Source organism: Sphaerothrix gracilis Ecp01 (assembly GCF_030405905.1).
Lineage (GTDB): Bacteria > Cyanobacteriota > Cyanobacteriia > Phormidesmidales > Phormidesmidaceae > Sphaerothrix > Sphaerothrix gracilis.
On record NZ_JASATW010000050.1, the window covers coordinates 1 to 16,222 of the forward strand.

General features: G+C 49.4%; 18 protein-coding genes and 5 pseudogenes. 13 read left to right on the forward strand and 10 right to left on the reverse strand.

Annotated features, from left to right (window positions below; genetic code table 11):
* Positions 1-181, reverse strand: a pseudogene (locus QJQ48_RS28450) (IS4 family transposase); the annotation flags it as partial.
* Here QJQ48_RS28450 and QJQ48_RS26610 point away from each other — a divergent pair.
* On the forward strand, positions 151-807 hold the full coding sequence (locus QJQ48_RS26610) for a DUF1016 domain-containing protein (protein WP_346294265.1): 657 nt from the start codon (positions 151-153) through the stop codon (positions 805-807). The pseudogene QJQ48_RS28450 and the gene QJQ48_RS26610 overlap by 31 nt on opposite strands.
* Before the next feature lie 45 nt (positions 808-852).
* On the opposite strand, the gene QJQ48_RS26615 is transcribed toward QJQ48_RS26610, so the two are convergent.
* The 3 genes and pseudogenes from QJQ48_RS26615 to QJQ48_RS26625 form a co-directional block, all read right to left on the reverse strand.
* Positions 853-1,230, reverse strand: a complete 378-nt coding sequence (locus tag QJQ48_RS26615; protein ID WP_346294266.1) for an AbrB family transcriptional regulator — start codon at positions 1,228-1,230, stop codon at positions 853-855.
* Positions 1,231-1,710: 480 nt separating this feature from the next.
* Positions 1,711-2,779: pseudogene (locus QJQ48_RS26620) on the reverse strand (IS4 family transposase).
* Between the two features lie 237 nt (positions 2,780-3,016).
* Positions 3,017-3,214, reverse strand: a complete 198-nt coding sequence (locus QJQ48_RS26625; RefSeq protein ID WP_428843103.1) for a tautomerase family protein — start codon at positions 3,212-3,214, stop codon at positions 3,017-3,019.
* A 275-nt stretch (positions 3,215-3,489) separates the two neighbouring features.
* Here QJQ48_RS26625 and QJQ48_RS26630 point away from each other — a divergent pair, with 275 nt between their 5' ends.
* Complete coding sequence (locus QJQ48_RS26630) at positions 3,490-4,065, forward strand: dihydrofolate reductase family protein (protein WP_346294282.1); 576 nt, start codon at positions 3,490-3,492, stop codon at positions 4,063-4,065.
* Between the two features lie 166 nt (positions 4,066-4,231).
* On the opposite strand, the pseudogene QJQ48_RS26635 reads toward QJQ48_RS26630, so the two are convergent.
* A pseudogene (locus QJQ48_RS26635) lies at positions 4,232-4,678 on the reverse strand (IS6 family transposase); the annotation flags it as partial.
* A 160-nt stretch (positions 4,679-4,838) separates the two neighbouring features.
* On the opposite strand from QJQ48_RS26635, the gene QJQ48_RS26640 reads away from it, so the two are divergent.
* The 3 genes from QJQ48_RS26640 to QJQ48_RS26650 all read left to right on the forward strand — a co-directional run bounded on the left by QJQ48_RS26640 (position 4,839) and on the right by QJQ48_RS26650 (position 8,324).
* Positions 4,839-5,678: a PstS family phosphate ABC transporter substrate-binding protein gene (locus QJQ48_RS26640; RefSeq protein WP_346294268.1), complete on the forward strand. Its 840-nt coding sequence runs from the start codon at positions 4,839-4,841 to the stop codon at positions 5,676-5,678.
* 90 nt (positions 5,679-5,768) lie between these two features.
* Positions 5,769-7,808, forward strand: coding sequence for an ATP-binding protein (locus QJQ48_RS26645; protein WP_346294269.1), 2,040 nt, complete (start codon positions 5,769-5,771; stop codon positions 7,806-7,808).
* Positions 7,809-7,967: 159 nt separating this feature from the next.
* Positions 7,968-8,324 carry an IS630 transposase-related protein gene (locus QJQ48_RS26650; protein WP_346294270.1) on the forward strand — a complete coding sequence of 119 codons (357 nt, stop codon included), beginning with the start codon at positions 7,968-7,970 and terminating at the stop codon, positions 8,322-8,324.
* 67 nt (positions 8,325-8,391) lie between these two features.
* Here the strand turns inward: QJQ48_RS26650 and QJQ48_RS26655 are convergent.
* Positions 8,392-8,598, reverse strand: a pseudogene (locus tag QJQ48_RS26655) (LysR family transcriptional regulator); the annotation flags it as partial.
* On the opposite strand from QJQ48_RS26655, the gene QJQ48_RS26660 reads away from it, so the two are divergent.
* On the forward strand, positions 8,597-9,337 hold the full coding sequence (locus tag QJQ48_RS26660; RefSeq protein WP_346294271.1) for an SDR family oxidoreductase: 741 nt from the start codon (positions 8,597-8,599) through the stop codon (positions 9,335-9,337). The pseudogene QJQ48_RS26655 and the gene QJQ48_RS26660 sit on opposite strands and share 2 nt — an antisense overlap.
* A gap of 23 nt (positions 9,338-9,360) precedes the next feature.
* Positions 9,361-9,561, forward strand: a complete 201-nt coding sequence (locus QJQ48_RS26665; protein ID WP_346294272.1) for a tautomerase family protein — start codon at positions 9,361-9,363, stop codon at positions 9,559-9,561.
* Positions 9,562-9,780: 219 nt separating this feature from the next.
* Here the strand turns inward: QJQ48_RS26665 and QJQ48_RS26670 are convergent, their stop codons facing one another.
* Together QJQ48_RS26670 and QJQ48_RS26675 are read right to left on the reverse strand one after the other, a co-directional pair.
* Entirely contained in the window at positions 9,781-10,623 is an 843-nt protein-coding gene (locus QJQ48_RS26670; protein ID WP_346294273.1) for an alpha/beta fold hydrolase, read from the reverse strand.
* 2 nt (positions 10,624-10,625) lie between these two features.
* A complete protein-coding gene (locus QJQ48_RS26675; RefSeq protein ID WP_346294274.1) occupies positions 10,626-11,219 on the reverse strand; it encodes a TetR/AcrR family transcriptional regulator in 594 nt (197 codons plus the stop codon).
* Between the two features lie 261 nt (positions 11,220-11,480).
* Here QJQ48_RS26675 and QJQ48_RS26680 point away from each other — a divergent pair, with 261 nt between their 5' ends.
* The 4 genes from QJQ48_RS26680 to QJQ48_RS26695 all read left to right on the forward strand — a co-directional run bounded on the left by QJQ48_RS26680 (position 11,481) and on the right by QJQ48_RS26695 (position 13,592).
* A complete protein-coding gene (locus tag QJQ48_RS26680; RefSeq protein ID WP_346294275.1) occupies positions 11,481-12,017 on the forward strand; it encodes a DsbA family protein in 537 nt (178 codons plus the stop codon).
* 131 nt (positions 12,018-12,148) lie between these two features.
* The gene (locus QJQ48_RS26685; RefSeq protein WP_346294276.1) at positions 12,149-12,370 is read left to right on the forward strand and encodes a hypothetical protein; all 222 of its coding nucleotides are present in this window, start codon (positions 12,149-12,151) and stop codon (positions 12,368-12,370) included.
* A 188-nt stretch (positions 12,371-12,558) separates the two neighbouring features.
* Positions 12,559-13,227: a LysE family transporter gene (locus QJQ48_RS26690; RefSeq protein WP_346294277.1), complete on the forward strand. Its 669-nt coding sequence runs from the start codon at positions 12,559-12,561 to the stop codon at positions 13,225-13,227.
* A 140-nt stretch (positions 13,228-13,367) separates the two neighbouring features.
* Positions 13,368-13,592, forward strand: a complete 225-nt coding sequence (locus QJQ48_RS26695; RefSeq protein ID WP_346294278.1) for an aminotransferase class I/II-fold pyridoxal phosphate-dependent enzyme — start codon at positions 13,368-13,370, stop codon at positions 13,590-13,592.
* On the opposite strand, the gene QJQ48_RS26700 is transcribed toward QJQ48_RS26695, so the two are convergent.
* On the reverse strand, positions 13,589-14,332 hold the full coding sequence (locus QJQ48_RS26700) for an SDR family oxidoreductase (RefSeq protein WP_346294279.1): 744 nt from the start codon (positions 14,330-14,332) through the stop codon (positions 13,589-13,591). The genes QJQ48_RS26695 and QJQ48_RS26700 overlap by 4 nt on opposite strands.
* Positions 14,333-14,384: 52 nt before the next feature.
* The gene (locus tag QJQ48_RS26705; protein ID WP_346294280.1) at positions 14,385-14,990 is read right to left on the reverse strand and encodes a TetR/AcrR family transcriptional regulator; all 606 of its coding nucleotides are present in this window, start codon (positions 14,988-14,990) and stop codon (positions 14,385-14,387) included.
* Between the two features lie 183 nt (positions 14,991-15,173).
* Here QJQ48_RS26705 and QJQ48_RS26710 point away from each other — a divergent pair, with 183 nt between their 5' ends.
* The gene (locus tag QJQ48_RS26710) at positions 15,174-15,572 is read left to right on the forward strand and encodes a hypothetical protein (RefSeq protein ID WP_346294281.1); all 399 of its coding nucleotides are present in this window, start codon (positions 15,174-15,176) and stop codon (positions 15,570-15,572) included.
* A gap of 3 nt (positions 15,573-15,575) precedes the next feature.
* Positions 15,576-16,222, forward strand: a pseudogene (locus tag QJQ48_RS26715) (IS701 family transposase); the annotation flags it as partial.

Consider the following 16,222-nt stretch of genomic DNA (forward strand, 5'->3'; position numbering starts at 1 on the left):
TATTGAACACACAACTGCCAAAGTGCCACTCGGTGCGGTCCACTGAAAGGACCCAGGGTTCGGGTATCTTCAGCAAGCTCACCACCATTTGGATCAGAGCGCTTTCATCAAGTTCATAGTCCCGGAAAAAGCGTTGCAGGCGCTTGTAACTTGACTCGCTCTGAGCCCGACTGCAAAAGGCCAGGTTTCGTTGGTCTTTCGCAATTCCATGAAACCCTTTTCTTACCTACTCTTCAAGGTTTTGTCCTGTACAGAGGTCGTGAACTACTCAAAGACCCCTATAACTTTCAGTTTTTAACAATCTCAGAAACTGCACAAGAGCGAGATCTTGAACGCGGCCTATTGCAGCATATTCAAGACTTCTTGATGGAACTTGGCGTTGGCTTTGCTTTCTTGGGCAGCCAGTATCCGATTGTAGTAGACGACAAAGAGTATCGGGTAGATCTGCTTTTCTACCACACTCGACTTCACTGCTATGTCGTGATTGACCTGAAAATGGGAGAGTTTGAGCCCGAATATTCTGGCAAAATGAACTTCTACGTTGAGGCAGTCAACAACCTGTTGCGTACAGAAATAGACAGCCCAACAATTGGCATTGTTTTATGCCGCTCTAAAAGGCGGACTGTAGCTGAGTTTGCTCTAGGTTCTGTTCATAATCCTATTGGTATCGCTACTTACAAACTGAGCAGTGAGCTGCCTCCCGCACTACAAGACAGCCTACCAACTCCTAAGCAGCTGGAGATGGAACTGGAAAGCGCTCTTCAAGAGATAGAAGCTAAAACGACTGGTTTTGCCGACGATTCTTAAGAACAGTTATGTTGATAGCTGGACAGATACTTGACGAAAAGCTTTTCATGCCTTGCTTGCAGACCCTTCCTCAACCTGTCTGAGATGAATATGCTTGTAGCCCAGCTTCAGGTCAAACTCATCCCCCGGCTGCAGCTTCAGTGCTTGCGTGTAGGCAGAACCAATCACAATCTGACCGTTCTGATGCACCGTCAAACGGTACGTCGCTTCCCGGCCTCGGCCATCTGACTTCGGCCCTAGATTAATCCCTTTGGCTGCCAGCAGTGCCTCATAGAATGACTCAAAATTCACCCGCACGCGATCGCTTTTGGTCTGGCTGGTGTAGCCACAAGCCTGAGCGATTTCGCGTCTGGAAAGGTGGGAAAGTTCTTGCGCTTTCTGCAACAGCGCTTTGCCGGTCAACGGTTTAGATTGCCTCGTCATTCTCGCTCCAATTTCGGGTGATACTCAAATACATCGACTGTTCTAGCTTTACCTTGTCCTTTAGGGCAGCTAGGCTATCACCCTGACACTGCCGCAGACGCCGCTCAAGTTCCCTGGAATAAGATTGGGGTTGAGGATACGCTGGCTCAGACGCTGTTTGGCTCCGATTCTGATAACGAGGCATAGGCTATAACACCCGCGTATAAGACAGAAAGATTACTAGCATAGCATCTAGAAATTGCTGGTCAAAAACATTATTCACAACAAAGTTTTTGCTTTTTAATCTATCTAGCAATAGCCTTGTGCTTAGCTCAAATAGCTGTATCGATATAGTACACGCATCATCTTAGATTTCTCTAATAACTTTATTCTTAAACAATAGGGATTTTAACTATAATTATTGAAAGAGATATAGATTCCTCAACCACAGCATGATACTGATCAAACTGATTGCTATTGGATTCGCTATCTATGCAACCTCTAAGTACGGGACAAAAGTTGTAATGTTCGCCGAAAGTCATCTTCAAAGAGCGGCGAGGGATTGAGCAGGAGGTGTCGAAGATAGTCAAAGCCTAAACGAAAAAGACTCTTGGTTCGACGGCCATGTTTTTTGATGGCAATCGGTTTGAGCCGATGAAGAAATAAGCCGGTTTTCATCGACCAACAAAGCGCTAATGTCAGCAGTGCAAACAGCTTCTGCAGCCGCTCGGCTTCAGTGAAGTGAGTTGATTCGAGGCAAAAGCTGCGCGTTTTGAACAAGCCAAAGAGAGTTTCAATGTCCCAGCGCAGCGCATAATTGGCGACTAAGTTTTCCTCGGATTGGGACCCGATGACCACTAACAATTGACCGTCGTTTAAGCGCAGAGCTTCCACCGTCACTGGCAATCCCTACACTGTACAAGGCCCCTTCAATCGCTGCCATTCCCCCACGGGCAAGTGAGCGAAGATGACTCGTGCCGCCAGCGCTTTGCCACGGTGCTCAATCTTGTCTGAGGCTCGAATTCGTAGGCAGAAGGGCATCGCCGGTTCCAGCAGCAGATAGCGCAGCCAACTCTGTCCAACAAACTCGCTCGCGGTCGCCATACAAACATCGCACGTCAGTATGGGGGAAAAGTTTGACGAAGGCTTCAAGCATTCCCATGCGCTCGTCACTGTTGGAGTTACCTTTCTTCTCTAGCATCCACCACAGAACGGGAAAGGCTACCCCCTCATGGACAATGCCCAGCGTGAGGATGTTGTAGCAGCGCGTGCCAAATTCCCAACTCGTTCGGTCAACACTGAGCACCCACGGTTGCGGGCTTTGCATCCAATTGACAACTACTTGAGCGATCTCTGTGTAATCAAGCTCAAAGTGGCGAAAGAACCGCTGGAGACGTTTGTAATGAGACTCGCTCAGCGCCCGGCCCCCAAAACCCAAGGCTAATTCGCTCAGGTTGACCGTCTTGACTTTGATGAGGGCGAGCAGAAACAAGGCGAGAAACGAAAGGCGCGCTCCATGCCAGTCGAGATGGGCTTGGAGCGTCTTTTTCAATTCGGTATAGTCAGTCATGGGGTTTCTTGTGAATTGTGGTAATTCTGATGAAACCCCACCCTTACCTTCTTTTCAAGCTTTTTGTCCTGTACTGAGCCAGCAATCATACTGCTGTACGAACTTCTGAAGAAAGGGGCGTGATTTGCTGAGAGTGCTTTGTGGCTTTGTCCCTCATCTTCCCTAAAAATTCAGACTTGGACAACAATCTGCAAATCTTGTATTGTCCTTTCCTCGGAGTTGGCCAAGTCGTGTGTACTATTGTTGTTTCCTGTCTGTGTGTAGAAAACCCGCCTTGCCCCACATATCGTCTTCATAATCTTGAAAGAAAATTGTGACGGCTTCTGGTGGCAAACCATACACCTCTTGAAATGCCTCAGTAATTCGTCGCATTAGAACACGACGCTGATCGGCAGTACGACCCGGAGATTGCTGAATTGTGATGATAGGCATGATCTGAGTGACTTGGCATTTGCGGTTAGGAGCTTTGCCCCTAAAGCATACAGGCTAGGATGAGCAAAGAGCGTAATGGTGCTGATCGTGGCCCCGGTGCAGCAAGTCCGACTTTTAGGGAGATTTTCTCTCATGTGTGGCAATCTCCCCCTCTGGCGGATTTAGTATGGGTCAATCTCTATAGAACGCTTCAGTCTCCTGTGAAAAGATGACGAAAAAATCTTTATGGTGACGAGGTTTTTTCAAACTATTTATTGTCCAATCACTGGGAAGAAAAAATGCGAATACTGACATATTTTGTAGCTTGCAGCGTTGATGGGTTTATTGCGCATGCTGATGGTTCACATGACGGCTTTTCCCAAGACAGCGACTATTTCGCAGATGTATTTGCCTCCTTTCCTGAGACAGTTCCTTCCCATCTGCGTGACTTGATGGGTATTCATGCCAAAAATAAATGGTTTGATACTGTGCTTATGGGTCGAAAAACCTATGAGATAGGCTTGAAAGATGGTGTGACGAGCCCTTACTCGCATATGAAACAGTATCTCTTTTCGCGCAGTATGCAACAAAGTCCAGATGAAAATGTTGAGCTTGTTTCAGATAGTGCCATCGAGTTTGTTAAAGGTCTAAAGAGTGAGGCAGGTAAGCAGATCTGGCTTTGTGGTGGAGGGAACTTAGCCACTTCACTTTTCACCAACCATTTAATTGATCAACTCATTCTCAAGGTCAATCCCTTTTTGATGGGGTCGGGTATTCCACTTTTTTCTCCAGCGATTCCGCAAACGGCTTTGGAGCTGACCGATCGCAAGATTTACAACAATGGAGTGTTATTGCTTTATTACAGGGTGAAGTAATCTGTGCTCACAACGAATCTGGCAACTGTAACTGATGTGTAGGAGTAGGATGGGCAAAGAACGCATAAGGTACTTACAGTGGCCCCAGTGTGGCAAGTTCGGCCTTTGGGGGATTTTCGGCTTTGTTGCAAAAAGAGGATGAGGGTATGAAAACCCTCTTTCTTATCTATACAGCGATACCGAAGATTTGGTGGATGAAAGAGATCTGTCCTGTCACATCATCTCTATCGACATTTTGGATCTGTCCTTTGCGAATCATCGCCATCGCTTCGTACCCTTTGAGAGTCCCTCGAGCCGTATTGAAGGAACCGAAGCCTAAACCCGGTTTGACCCAACGTTTAATGCGGTGATGATCCTGCTCAATCAGGTTGTTGAGATACTTAACGGGGCGGAGTTCGGTCTCTTCTGGCAGTGTTTTTTCCGTCTTGAGGTCATCAACCGCCGGGGGATAGGTGGCATTCTTGTCCGCGCTGATCACAAGCGGGATGGTCTTGTGAGGTGCTTGCAACGCCTTCTTGAGAAACCGTTTGGCGGCTTTGGCATCGTGCTTGGCACTCAACATGAAGTCCAGTGTCTGACCGCTCGAATCTACTCGATAAAGATACTTCCACTCCCCGTTTTGTCGAATTTGTCAATGCGTAAGTCCTGTGAGCATATTGCCTCGCGCCAGGGAACTCTCTAGAATACACGGATTCTAGAAAATTCTTTCTGCCGGAATCGTAACCGTAATGCTCTCGCAGATCACATGTCGTCTTGTTTACGGATTAGAAACTATGAATTCTCTAGGTCTTCGTCACCTGCTGCTGGGCAGCACCTTGATTGTCTTGACCGGTTGCGCAGCTTTCCGCTCGACCGATACAACGATAGCAACAAATAGGATCAAAATTGGTGGCTCCTCAGAGGCCTACGAAGCCATAGAGATGTTAACGGATGCCTACAGTGAAAGGGACACTAGCAGCGAATTTGAATATTTTCCGCCCAGTCAGACCAGCGGTGGTATTGAGGGTGTTAAGGTCGCTGTACTCGACGTGGGTGCCGTGAGTCGGGCGGTGACCACTGCAGAAACTGGCGATGAGCTGATCTACTTACCGCTGGTCAAAACTCCCCTAGTGATTGTCGTCCACAGCAGTGTTGCGGGCGTTACAAATATCAGCGCTGAGCAAATCAAAGGGATTTACAGTGGTGACATTACCAACTGGCAGGCATTGGACGGCCCCGATGCAGAGATTATCGTATTTGACTTCACTGAAGACGAAAACGAGAAACAGGTACTGCGTTCGGCCTACCTAGGACCCGATCTAGAAATCACGCCTGATGCGGTCGTTTTTGCGGAAGATGATGAACTGCTCGAAACGGCTGCCAACACGGAATTTAGCATTGCGGCGGTGCCGCTAGAAAACGAACTTGCTGAGCTACCCATGACGGTTTTGAGCATTGACGGAGTTGAGCCCACAGCTGAAAATCTGCAGTCAGACACTTATCCTATGGCGCTTTCACTCGGAATGATATTGCCCAAGGTGCCAACCGCCGCCACCAAAGCCTTTATCGAATTTGTCAAAAGCGAAGCCGGGCAAACAGCTTTGACTGATGCAAATTATGTTTTAGCTCAATAACACGGATGCAAGAGGACACCCAATCAACGGCACGACTTCAATGCGCTCCCCTTCCTAACTGCTCTCATCTTCACTGCAACTATGAGGATTATGAAACCAAAACGGTTTGGTTACTTACCAATATTAGGTAGGCATTTCCTCGATCGCTACGGTCAGGTCTCTTTACCTCTGAAGATCAGCCTGCCCTTCGTTCTTTTGTTCGCGGTCTGCTGGGTCACCGGAACGCTAGCATTGGGAGAATACTTCACGCTGATACTTGAGCGTAAGCAGATCGTTCAAGCCCAGGAACTGGCGGCTTTAGTCGAGCGAGAGTTGGTGAAAGAACGGGAAGTTCTTAGGCTCAATGCGCGGTTGCTGGCTACCAAAACAGAAGTCATCTCAGGCACCGCAACAGGGGACACTGTTCAGCTGAGGCAGCTGATTTTACCATTACAAAGCATCCTGGGTGCTGATGTGATCTCAATCGTTGATCCAGCTAGGCAGCCGCTTTTGGAGGCAACGCAAGCAGCCCTGCAGAATCACTCCCTCAAGGCTGATACGCTAAAAAAATTGGTCTTAACTGGATCGGATGTCTCAACTATTGTTAGCACGGCGGATGCAGGGCCACCGGTCTTGATTGGAACAGCTCCGATCAAAACGAATCGAGGCATCGTAGGTGGGATTTTAGTGGGCGTGACGCTAGGGGATGAACTGCTCAGAGATCTCAATGCAACTATCGGCGAGCATTTGGTAATTATCTCTGACCATGACGACGATGGCCTCGGCGAAATAGTTGCCTCAAGCTTCTCTAAGAACATGCCAGACCTAAATTGGCTACAGCCCCTTACCCACGAAGGAGCCGAAACCGCCACCCTCCAGCATCCAGAGTTCACGGCTCAGAGCATCCACCTTGAGGGTTTAGAAGACCAGCATCATGATTTAGTGCTGCTATTGCCCAAAACGGATCTAAATCAAGCGAAGCTGGCCCTGTGGTTTGTTGTGGCTGGGATAGCAGTCTTTGGGTCTTTGGTAGTGGCTTTGGTAGCGATTCAAATCGCCAGAAAAATCGCTCAGCCAATTCAGGTCATTACAGAGGTAGCCCAGCACGTTGTTCAAGAAGAAAATTTTAAGCTACGCGCACCCGCTGGTAGGAAGGACGAAATTGGTTTGTTAGCCGATGCGCTCAACCAGCTGATTGAATGGGTTGGTCGATATACTCATGCTCTAAAGGAGTCTGCTCAGACGCTTGAATCGAGGGTTGAAGCCCGAACTCAAGAACTTTCCAAGGCGCTTGAGCAACTCAAGAGCACCCAGTCCCAGTTGGTCCAAATCGAGAAAATGTCGAGCTTGGGGCAGATGGTGGCAGGGATTGCCCATGAAATCAACAATCCGATTAGCTTTGTTCAGGGAAATCTTGCTCCGCTAGAAGACTATTTCAGAGATCTGCTTGAGCTTATCGAAACTTATCAGGCTGAATATCCCCAGCCAACGGCAACGGTTTTAGACAAGCAGAATGAGATTGATCTGGACTTTATGCTAGAAGACTCGGCTAAGCTGCTAGATTCGATGAAAATTGGCACTCAGCGCGTCTGCAACATCGTGGTTTCGCTACGGAACTACTCCCGGTTGGATGAAGCTGCTATCAAAGAGGTTGATATTCATGAGGGCTTAGACAGCACCCTCTTAATTTTGAACCACCGGATTAAAAACAGGGTAGACGTCATCAAGGAGTACGGAGATCTGCCCCGGGTCAGGTGCTCACCTTCCCAGCTCAATCAGGTGTTTACCAATATCATTGCGAATGCACTGGATGCTATGTTCGATGCGAATTCGGTCCTAAAACAGTTGATAATTACGACCCGCGCCGTGAGCACAGACCGGGTGCAGATTCGCATTCGCGATACGGGGCCAGGGATGCCGCCTGCAGTCAAAGCGAAGATTTTTGACCCGTTTTTCACCACCAAAGCGGTTGGTAAAGGCACGGGGCTTGGCATGGGTATCTGCTTCAAAATCATTGAGCAGCACCGGGGTCAGATTGATGCAATTTCTAAAGTGGGTGAGGGCAGCGAATTCATTGTCACACTGCCCATAGCTGCCCTGCGTCTAGATCCTAAACTGGACTCTGCCGAAGCCGCTGTAGCTTCGCTCTAGCTGTCTGCGATCGTAGCTGTTGACAATGCCGTAACAGCTATCGTTGACCCAAGCTATCGACTTGAATTGGTCTAACCAACATCAGCAATTCCCATGATAACTATTGCAATAGAAGGCTAAGTTAGGACATCATAGGATGTCGCTACTTCTCTCCATCTTATGCCTGCTGCCTATAGCCTTGACCTGCGTCAAAAAGCGCTTGCCGCCGTCGATCGCGGCGAGCCGAAAAGCCAAGTTAGCAAACTCTTCAACATCAGCCGCAATACCCTCGACCTCTGGCTCAAACGGCGTCAAGCGACCGGTAGTGCTGCGCCCAAGCAACCGACGCGCCGCGGCCCAGAACCGATAATTAGTGACCTCAATGCTTTTCGTCGCTTCGCCGCTACTCGTGGACACCTGACCCAGCAGCAAATGGCTGAGCAATGGCCAGAAGCCGTGAGCGCTCGCACTATCGGCAAAGCGCTCAAGCGCATCGACTACACGAGAAAAAAAGACCTATGGCTACCGCGAGCGTAACCAAGCGCGGCCCCAAGCCTTTTTGCAACAGCTCTCAGCCTATCAAGCGTCTCGGGTCGTTTATCTCGGCTTCCGTCATCTGTACGTGTCGCTTCGTGCGCTCAAACAGCTTGACGCCGAGTTCCTTTTCCAGACTGCGAATCTGCTGACTGAGCGGTGGCTGAGAAATGCATAACCGCTCTGCCGCCCGACTAAAGTGCAGCTCCTCAGCTACCGCAAGACGCTGCTGACGATAATCGAGCACTGTAGAGTCATCGTTCACACTAACGGACATGCTCGATACAGCCTCAAAACCATCAACTATCGCCTTAATTACGGGGGCAAACCGCGGTTTAGGACTTGAAACGGCTCGGCGCTTAGGTGCAGCAGGATACACAGTGCTGCTAGGAGTTCGCGACGAAGGAAAAGGTCGAGAAGCAGCTCATAAGTTAGCGGAACAGGGATACGACGTTCAACCTGTTGTCATCGATGTCAGCGATCGCGCTTCCATCCATAATGCGGCAGAGCAAATCATCCAGGAGTTTGGTCGCTTGGATCTGTTAATCAACAATGCGGGAGTCCTTTATATGGACGAAGGTCCTCCGAGCATGGTCGATGAGACAAAGTTGCGGCATCTGTTTGAAATCAATTTCTTTGGGGCGATCGCTGTCACGCAAGCATTTGTACCGCTACTGAAGCTGAGCGAAAAAGGCCACATTGTCAATGTCTCGTCGGGACTCGGCTCCCTGACTCAGCAAGCTGATCCCGAGTACGAATATGCCGGGTTTAAGCTGCTCGGCTATGTGGCATCGAAGGCCGCGCTGAATGCGTTCACAATCGTTCTGGCCGCTGAATTGATGAGTAGCGGAATTCGGGTTAATTCTGCCGATCCGGGCTATACTGCGACTGCTCTCAACAACTACACCGGACAGCAATCCATAGGAGAAGGAGCCGAGGCGATCGCTCGCTTAGCTTTGCAAAAAACTGGACCAACGGCAGGATTTTTTGCAGCCACCTCTGAAGTGCCCTGGTAGTTATTGGTTTTTAAGGATTAACGATGCCATACGTCAATGTTCAGATTACTCGGGGAGCCAACCGGCAACAGAAGGCTGAATTAGTGAAGGAGATGACAGATTCCCTCGTTCGCATCCTTAACAAGCAGCCCGAACATATCCATATCGTTATTCAGGAGATTGAGGAGGAAAACTGGGGTTTTTCAGGGCTCTTGACTGATGACTGGAAGCAAAAACGATATTAATGATAAGTCGCCTAGATCTTCCAGTTAATCTCTCGACCTTAGTTAGATTCGCTGTGCTGCTAACTCAAATCACTGTCGAAAACGCCCTGCGGAATGTGTCGCGAATTGATTTCTGACTATGCGCCTGATTGTGACGTTATTATCACGGAGGAAGAGCGCACTTCCATCAGTACACTCTTGCCGGTTAAATACCAGCGATTGAATTGAGAACGGATTACTTTATCTTGACAAAAACTCAAGTACGGCCCGGTTAAATTCGTCGGCATACTCCAAATAAGGCAAATGCCCGCAGTGGTCAAATATTCGCAACTCAGCATCGGCAATCCCCTGCGCGGCGACTTCAGCATGGCTGACCGGAAAGGCTCGATCCTGCTTCCCCCACACAATCAGAGTTGGGGCCTGTACTTCAGATAGGCGATCGCGAATGGATTGCCAAACCTTTGGTTTAATGCCAAAGAAATTTCCCATGGTCCGAAAGGTTCGGGTTTGAAACTGCAAGATGTCTGATGACATATTCCGCAAGACCAACTCCATGAACTCATTGTCATCTAGATAAGGCGTTGAATTGTAGACGCATTGCTGCATCATGAATTTAGCGGCTCTAGGGCTGGGATGATTCAGCAGTTCGCCGATACCTGGCAGTGAGGTCAGCCTGGCGGGGAATGCGACTTCCTTGCCCAATCCACCAGCCCCAATTAAAACCAGCTTGTCTACCCGCTCGGGAAATTCGAGGGCAATCTTTAGGGCGAGTAAGCCACCCACAGAGCCCGCAATCAACGCAGCGTGGGATAAGCCTACAGAATCCATAAAGTGAACGATAAATTGGCTTAAATCGTCAATTGTGTGGGTGGCTTGGGGTTTATCCGATTTACCAGACCCCACCCAGTCCAACGCATAGACCTGGTGATGCTGGGCGATCGCAAACACATTTTTATACCAGTAATCGATCGCCCCTCCTTGTCCGTGAATGAACAGTACCGGGGAGCCTTGACCTAAGATCCAGTAGCGGGTGTTGATGCCATCTACTTGAATGTACTGGTCGGCGGGCATTTGTATGGTCACAGTCAATCTCCCTCTTGGCGGATGTATTCAATGGCGTGAAGCAAGGCGTTGATGATTACGTCGTAGCTTTCTTCAGTTGAGGGTTCTAGTGTGAGCAACCCCGCTTGCTCAGTGGCGACAAATCCATAGAAAGCCGCGTTCAACATGCGCATGGCATGGATGGTTTCTGTTTTTGTGAACCGATAGGGTTCAAGCACTTGCTGATAAAACATCACGATGCGTTGCACAATAGGCGCACAATCTGGCTCAGTTGGTTGTAGGGGCAGCGCTGTCATGATGCGATAGAGAGCAGGTTGCGCCATCGCAAAATCTCGGGCTGTGTGGGCAACTGTCTTTAAGCGCTCAGAAGGATCCGTGATGCCTTCAATCGATTGACAGCACGCTGTCAGAAACCCCCGCCAAATCTCAAGCGCAACAAAGCGCCGCAAAGCTGCACCGTTCTCGACGTGTTTATAGACGGAGGGAGGAGTAATTCCCAATTTACGCGCGACTCGATTGACTCCCAACGCAGATTCACCTTCGGCTTCTACACAGGCGATCGCGGCTTCAATAACGTCGCGCTGAGTTAGCGATTTGTCTTTTGTGGGACGCCCCATAAGCAAGCTCAGCCTTTAGCTAATGCTGTTTACTAAAAGCGAATATCGTTAGCTTTGTCAAGTGCGTTCTAACTTGATTGAGGTGTTATCCTATGCTCAATCTTCAAAGACTGCGTTTGCCAATTGAGCTGAGCCGTCTAAACCTGCCCTGGAGATCAGGAAAACGACTGGTCTTTTCGTCAGGTCCAAACCTGGGCTAATGATCGGTGTGTTCAGTCACAATCTTCTCTAGCATGACTTCAAAGTTGGTAGGGACAGCTTATGTCGATGCAGGGTGAAATCAGGCAGGTTGTACCTCCGTTTAATGAGAGCGATCATCTTTTGGGAAATTCTCAGGATGCTTTGATTTTGATGGAGTATGGCGACTATCAATGCCCTCAGTCAGGCCGAGCCTACGAATTAGTGAAACGGATGCAACAGCAATTGGCTGAGTCTTTTTGCTTTGTGTTTCGCCACTTTCCGCAGCAACCGCGATCGCTAAGGGCGGCTGAGAGTGCTGAGGCGGCTGCAGTTCAAGACAAATTCTGGGAAATGCATGATCTGCTATTTCAAAACCCGCAGCAGTTGGAAGATGCAGATTTGGTTGAATGCGCTGAACGCCTACAGTTCGATATTCCCCAGTTTCTGCGCGAAATGGCGGGACATGTTCACGTCGCCAGAGTGCAGGCAGATATCGACAGTGGACGCAGTAACGGCGTTGAAGCAACACCGATCTTCTTCATCGGAGTGCGACACCAAGGAACGCAAAACTTAGAGGCTATGCTGCTGGCAATTTTGCAAAACAACAATTCTAGCTAACTCCTTACAAGGCTTCCAGGGTATGGATTATGCTCATCCTCGTAGAGAATTGGTATCACTATAAAGAGGTAATTCGCTAATCGTGTTTTTGCCAATATCTGTCTACATCTGTTGAGAGGAGACGTAAAACTGTGGAGCAGCAACCATTTCATGACCAGTTGGGCCTAGAGGAAAAAGCGGAAACACTAGCAAAGCAAGCTATGGATCAGGGGCTCATTCCTAGCTTTGTCGTGCATTATTTTCCTGATAGTTGGGTGTTCTACATTCCTGACGTGCAATCTGAACAACTTACCCCAGAAGAAGCCTATCTGCATTTGAAAAGGATGATTGAATCCTCTGCTGAGAAGTCATGATGACGTTAATGACATTAGCGATGCTCTCAACTCTGCTCTACTCACGGGTAATGAATTTGCGATCGCGGCTTTCATCCGTCCCTCTTTATCAGAGCAGGATCATCGCGCAAACCTGTCAGCGATTCAACGGTTTGCCCAATTCTACGGCAAAGTGATGCCGCTCTGGATGGGGTTAAAGGTTCAATATTATGCTCTTCTTCACTGCGTTATTGCTAGGACTCATTTTCAATGCTGCCCCTGGAGCTGTTTTTGCGGAAACCATTCGCCAGGGTATCCGAGGTGGTTTCAAGTCGGCATTAGCGGTTCAGATTGGTTCACTGGTAGGAGATGCTCTCTGGGCTGTACTTGGGCTGGCAGGCGTTGGCTTACTCCTTCAGCTAGACTTTTTACGGCTTCCAATTGGCATTTCAGGTGTATTTTATCTGTTGTGGTTAGCGTGGGACGCCTGGCAGGAGGCAAATCGGGAGTTTAGCGTTAGGTCTGATGAAGCTACCAATCATGACCGAAAAGCTTTACGTTCTGGTGTCCTGCTATCCATAACAAATCCCCAGAACATAGCTTACTGGGCAGCTTTAGGGAGTGCAATGGGTGCCGTAGGCGTGACTGACCCTACAGCTAAACATTACTTAATCTTCTTTGCTGGCTTTATGGTGTCGTCAATTCTTTGGTCGTTTTTCTGCGCCGGGCTTGTCTCTCATGTATTTGGAAAAGCAGGCATACGCTGGGCACGTTTAACGTATCGAGCATGTGCTATTGCCTTTCTACTCCTTGCTCTTTCTTCCTTGCGCAACCTTTGGGATTCACATCTAGTTCCTCAAGACCCCGTTCAGCCTCCGGCAGTTCATGGCGAACCCTAACACTTAAACGCATCGGGGGTGACGTAAATTCTCAAACAACTTGGACTGTCATGAAACTACCGGCTTTCAAACTCGAACGATTCTTTGCCAAATACGAATTTAAAGCGCCCTATTTGCTCTCGTCTTCTGATTGCGAAGCGATGACGATCGCAGAATTGTTGAGTCTAGAACCAGATGCCGCACAGCAATTTAATCAGACTTGGCTAGGCTATACAGAAACGCAAGGTAGCCTGGAATTGCGGGAAGCGATCGCGCAAACCTATCAGTCAGTTGGGATTGAGCAGATTCTGGTTCATGCTGGCGCAGAAGAAGCCATATTCATTGCCCGTTTCCAAGTCTGCTTGCTTCGTTCAAACAGCAGTTAGCCTTCAGCCATACTGGCTTCAACCACGTTGGTTGCAAAGCTCTGGTAAGCGCCGCCAATTTGCTTCGCCATTGAGTCGGGAAATACGTGGAATTCTCCTGCTTCTAGCGCAGCAATGATACCGTCAGCGACCAACGTCGGCGGCTCAGCAATGTCAGTCAGTCCAGCCTCATCGCCCATGTCGGTGGCAATCGGCCCCGGATGAACGCTCAGCACGATTGTCCCCTGTTCACCGAGTAATTCTCGTAACGCTTGGGTGACAGAGTAGGATGCCGCTTTTGACGCCGAGTAGGTCGCGAAGTTGGAGAACGTTTTCATTGAGACGACAGAATTGAGCTGAGCAAACACACCGCCGCCGTTAGCTTTGAGCACAGGAGCAAAGGCCCGAGCCACATGCATCAGACCGTAGACATTGATATCCATCAGAAACTTCAGCGACGCGATCGCATCTTCAGCCAGTGCCGTACCCCCTTGAAACGCCCCAGCGTTGTTGATCACCACTTCAACATCCTGAGCAGTTTGAGCCGCCGTCGCGATGGATTCAGGATCGGCCAGGTCGAGCTGAATCGGGACGACCTTATCGCCATACTTTTCGACGAGGGGTGCGGCACTTTCAGGTGTCCGCACCGCCGCATACACCTTAGCCGCTCCATGCTCAATAAAGGTTTCAGCTATCGCTTTGCCAATGCCGCGATTAGCGCCCGTAACCAAAATTGTTTTGTGGGTGATGTCATAAGCCATTGTGATTTTCTCCTTGTTTACAGTAAACAGAACCTTGAACGATTGGTCTAATTTAAGCTAAATTTTTTTTGCTTTTCTCAAGCAGGGAAATAGCCGCTTCCATCGCCCCTTCCAGGGTGGTGCCGTGAGCCATCACGCGTCCTATCAAAGCCATGCCCTGAGTGCTACACAGCAGCAAGCGGGCAAGGTTGCGTGGATTGGCTTCGGAACTGATTTCACCTAATGATTGGGCCCGGACCAGCGTGGCCGTAAACGTATCTTCCATCTGTTGCAGATAAGCTCGCATGATCTGCGCTATCGCCTCATCATCGGTCGTGAAGTCGGCAATGTTAGTGCCGAGCATACAGCCGCAGCTACGGGGCTGGCTGTGCATCCGTTGCCAGTGCTGTAGCTGCTGCTTCAGATTGGCTAAGGGTGAACCGTCGGTCGAAAGGCGATCACGCATGTCCCGAATGGTGATGTTGGCGTAGTGCTCTAATGCTTTGAGAAAGAGCGACTGCTTGTTGCCAAAGGTGTCATATAAGCTTTTCTTACCAATCCCCATCTGTTTCAGCAGCTCGGAGAGGCTAGCGGCTTCGTAGCCGTGCTCCCAAAACACACGCATCGCCTTTTCCAAGGCAACTTCAGTATCGAACTGCTTTTCAGGACCACGAGTCATTTGCAACCTGCTTGATGTTGACCATGGTGTAACCATAGCATTACTTAAACCATTCGGTCAAGATTTTGAAGATGTCTCTAGGGTTGTATCTCTATGCACGACTTGGAATGTTCTGAGAAAAGGAAAAAGATTATCACTTTTGTGTGGTAGAAGCAGGGAATCCTGCACGGACTATAAACGAAGATGTTTCCGCTAGTCGGCATTCCTCAAACTATTCGCACTGCGCTCAGTGGCTATCGTTCAGTGTTTTGCCGAACAGCGGGCTTCGAGCACGTCAGTCGCTACATGAGTGGTCTGTTGCTGAGCCCGAACAAAACGTTGCAAGGGATATACGAGCAATGGGTGTGGCCAGAAGGTCGCGAGGTCAGCCGCCGAGCAATGCCTGCAGCGGTATTCGAAGCCGGTTGGCAAAGCGAGGCGTTGATGCAACGACATCGCCAGGAAGTGTCTTCGGCCCATCACGGTCAGGGACGAGCGGTGTTGAGCCTTGATTGGACCTTTGCCCATCATCAACACAGCGAGAAAATTCATGGCGCCAAAGCCGCCTATGATTATGTCAATCGATGCTGGAGCCGCTATTAGACGGTGGTCACGGCCGCAATTGCTAATTGGCATCGAGTCGACGGGTTGGCGGTAGAGATTCAGTTTCCCGACTATCAAAAAGAAGAGTTGGCTTACTTGAAAATGACGGCGCAAGAGAGTTACCAGCAGATGGAGCAAGTGCAGGTGCGCTTAGAAGAGTTAGTGCATTATCACAAAAACCGTCTGGCCTACCGCAAACGTACCGAGATTGCGGTGGATATCGTGCGGCAGTTGGAAGCCGAAGGGCAATTTCCTCAAGCTGACTACGCCTTCGACTGTGGCGTACTCTCGCGGCCTTTGACTGAATTGATTGAAGCCTCGGGCAAGCATTGGGTTAGCGAGATTGAGTGCTCGCGGTTGATTTTTTGGCAAAACCGATGGCAACGGGCAGATGCAGTTGCTCGGCAGTTGAGACAAACTCATTCCCAAAGCTTTCTGCCCAAAACTGTCAGATGTCGCAACGGTGAGCAGCGACAGATTTGGGCCTTCACCAAGGTAGTGCGACTGAAGAAGTATGGCCGCAAACGCTTAGTCATTGTTCACGAAAGCGCTGAGCTCAGTGACGCCCCTCGGTTTTTGTTGACCGATGCCTTGCATTGGGACAGTGCTCGCAGCTTTGCCACCTGGAGTTATCGCTGGCCTGTCGAGAC

Bases quoted from the DNA above. Each gene is read 5' to 3' on its own strand.
- QJQ48_RS26695 (WP_346294278.1), top strand. From the start codon at position 13,368: ATGACGATCGCAGAATTGTTGAGTCTAGAACCAGATGCCGCACAGCAA.
- QJQ48_RS26710 (WP_346294281.1), top strand. From the start codon at position 15,174: ATGTTTCCGCTAGTCGGCATTCCTCAAACTATTCGCACTGCGCTCAGT.
- QJQ48_RS26705 (WP_346294280.1), bottom strand. From the start codon at position 14,990: ATGACTCGTGGTCCTGAAAAGCAGTTCGATACTGAAGTTGCCTTGGAA.
- QJQ48_RS26675 (WP_346294274.1), bottom strand. From the start codon at position 11,219: ATGGGGCGTCCCACAAAAGACAAATCGCTAACTCAGCGCGACGTTATT.
- QJQ48_RS26630 (WP_346294282.1), top strand. From the start codon at position 3,490: ATGCGAATACTGACATATTTTGTAGCTTGCAGCGTTGATGGGTTTATT.
- QJQ48_RS26615 (WP_346294266.1), bottom strand. From the start codon at position 1,230: ATGACGAGGCAATCTAAACCGTTGACCGGCAAAGCGCTGTTGCAGAAA.
- QJQ48_RS26650 (WP_346294270.1), top strand. From the start codon at position 7,968: ATGCCTGCTGCCTATAGCCTTGACCTGCGTCAAAAAGCGCTTGCCGCC.
- QJQ48_RS26690 (WP_346294277.1), top strand. From the start codon at position 12,559: ATGCTCTTCTTCACTGCGTTATTGCTAGGACTCATTTTCAATGCTGCC.
- QJQ48_RS26680 (WP_346294275.1), top strand. From the start codon at position 11,481: ATGTCGATGCAGGGTGAAATCAGGCAGGTTGTACCTCCGTTTAATGAG.
- QJQ48_RS26660 (WP_346294271.1), top strand. From the start codon at position 8,597: ATGCTCGATACAGCCTCAAAACCATCAACTATCGCCTTAATTACGGGG.
- QJQ48_RS26640 (WP_346294268.1), top strand. From the start codon at position 4,839: ATGAATTCTCTAGGTCTTCGTCACCTGCTGCTGGGCAGCACCTTGATT.
- QJQ48_RS26645 (WP_346294269.1), top strand. From the start codon at position 5,769: ATGAAACCAAAACGGTTTGGTTACTTACCAATATTAGGTAGGCATTTC.
- QJQ48_RS26700 (WP_346294279.1), bottom strand. From the start codon at position 14,332: ATGGCTTATGACATCACCCACAAAACAATTTTGGTTACGGGCGCTAAT.
- QJQ48_RS26665 (WP_346294272.1), top strand. From the start codon at position 9,361: ATGCCATACGTCAATGTTCAGATTACTCGGGGAGCCAACCGGCAACAG.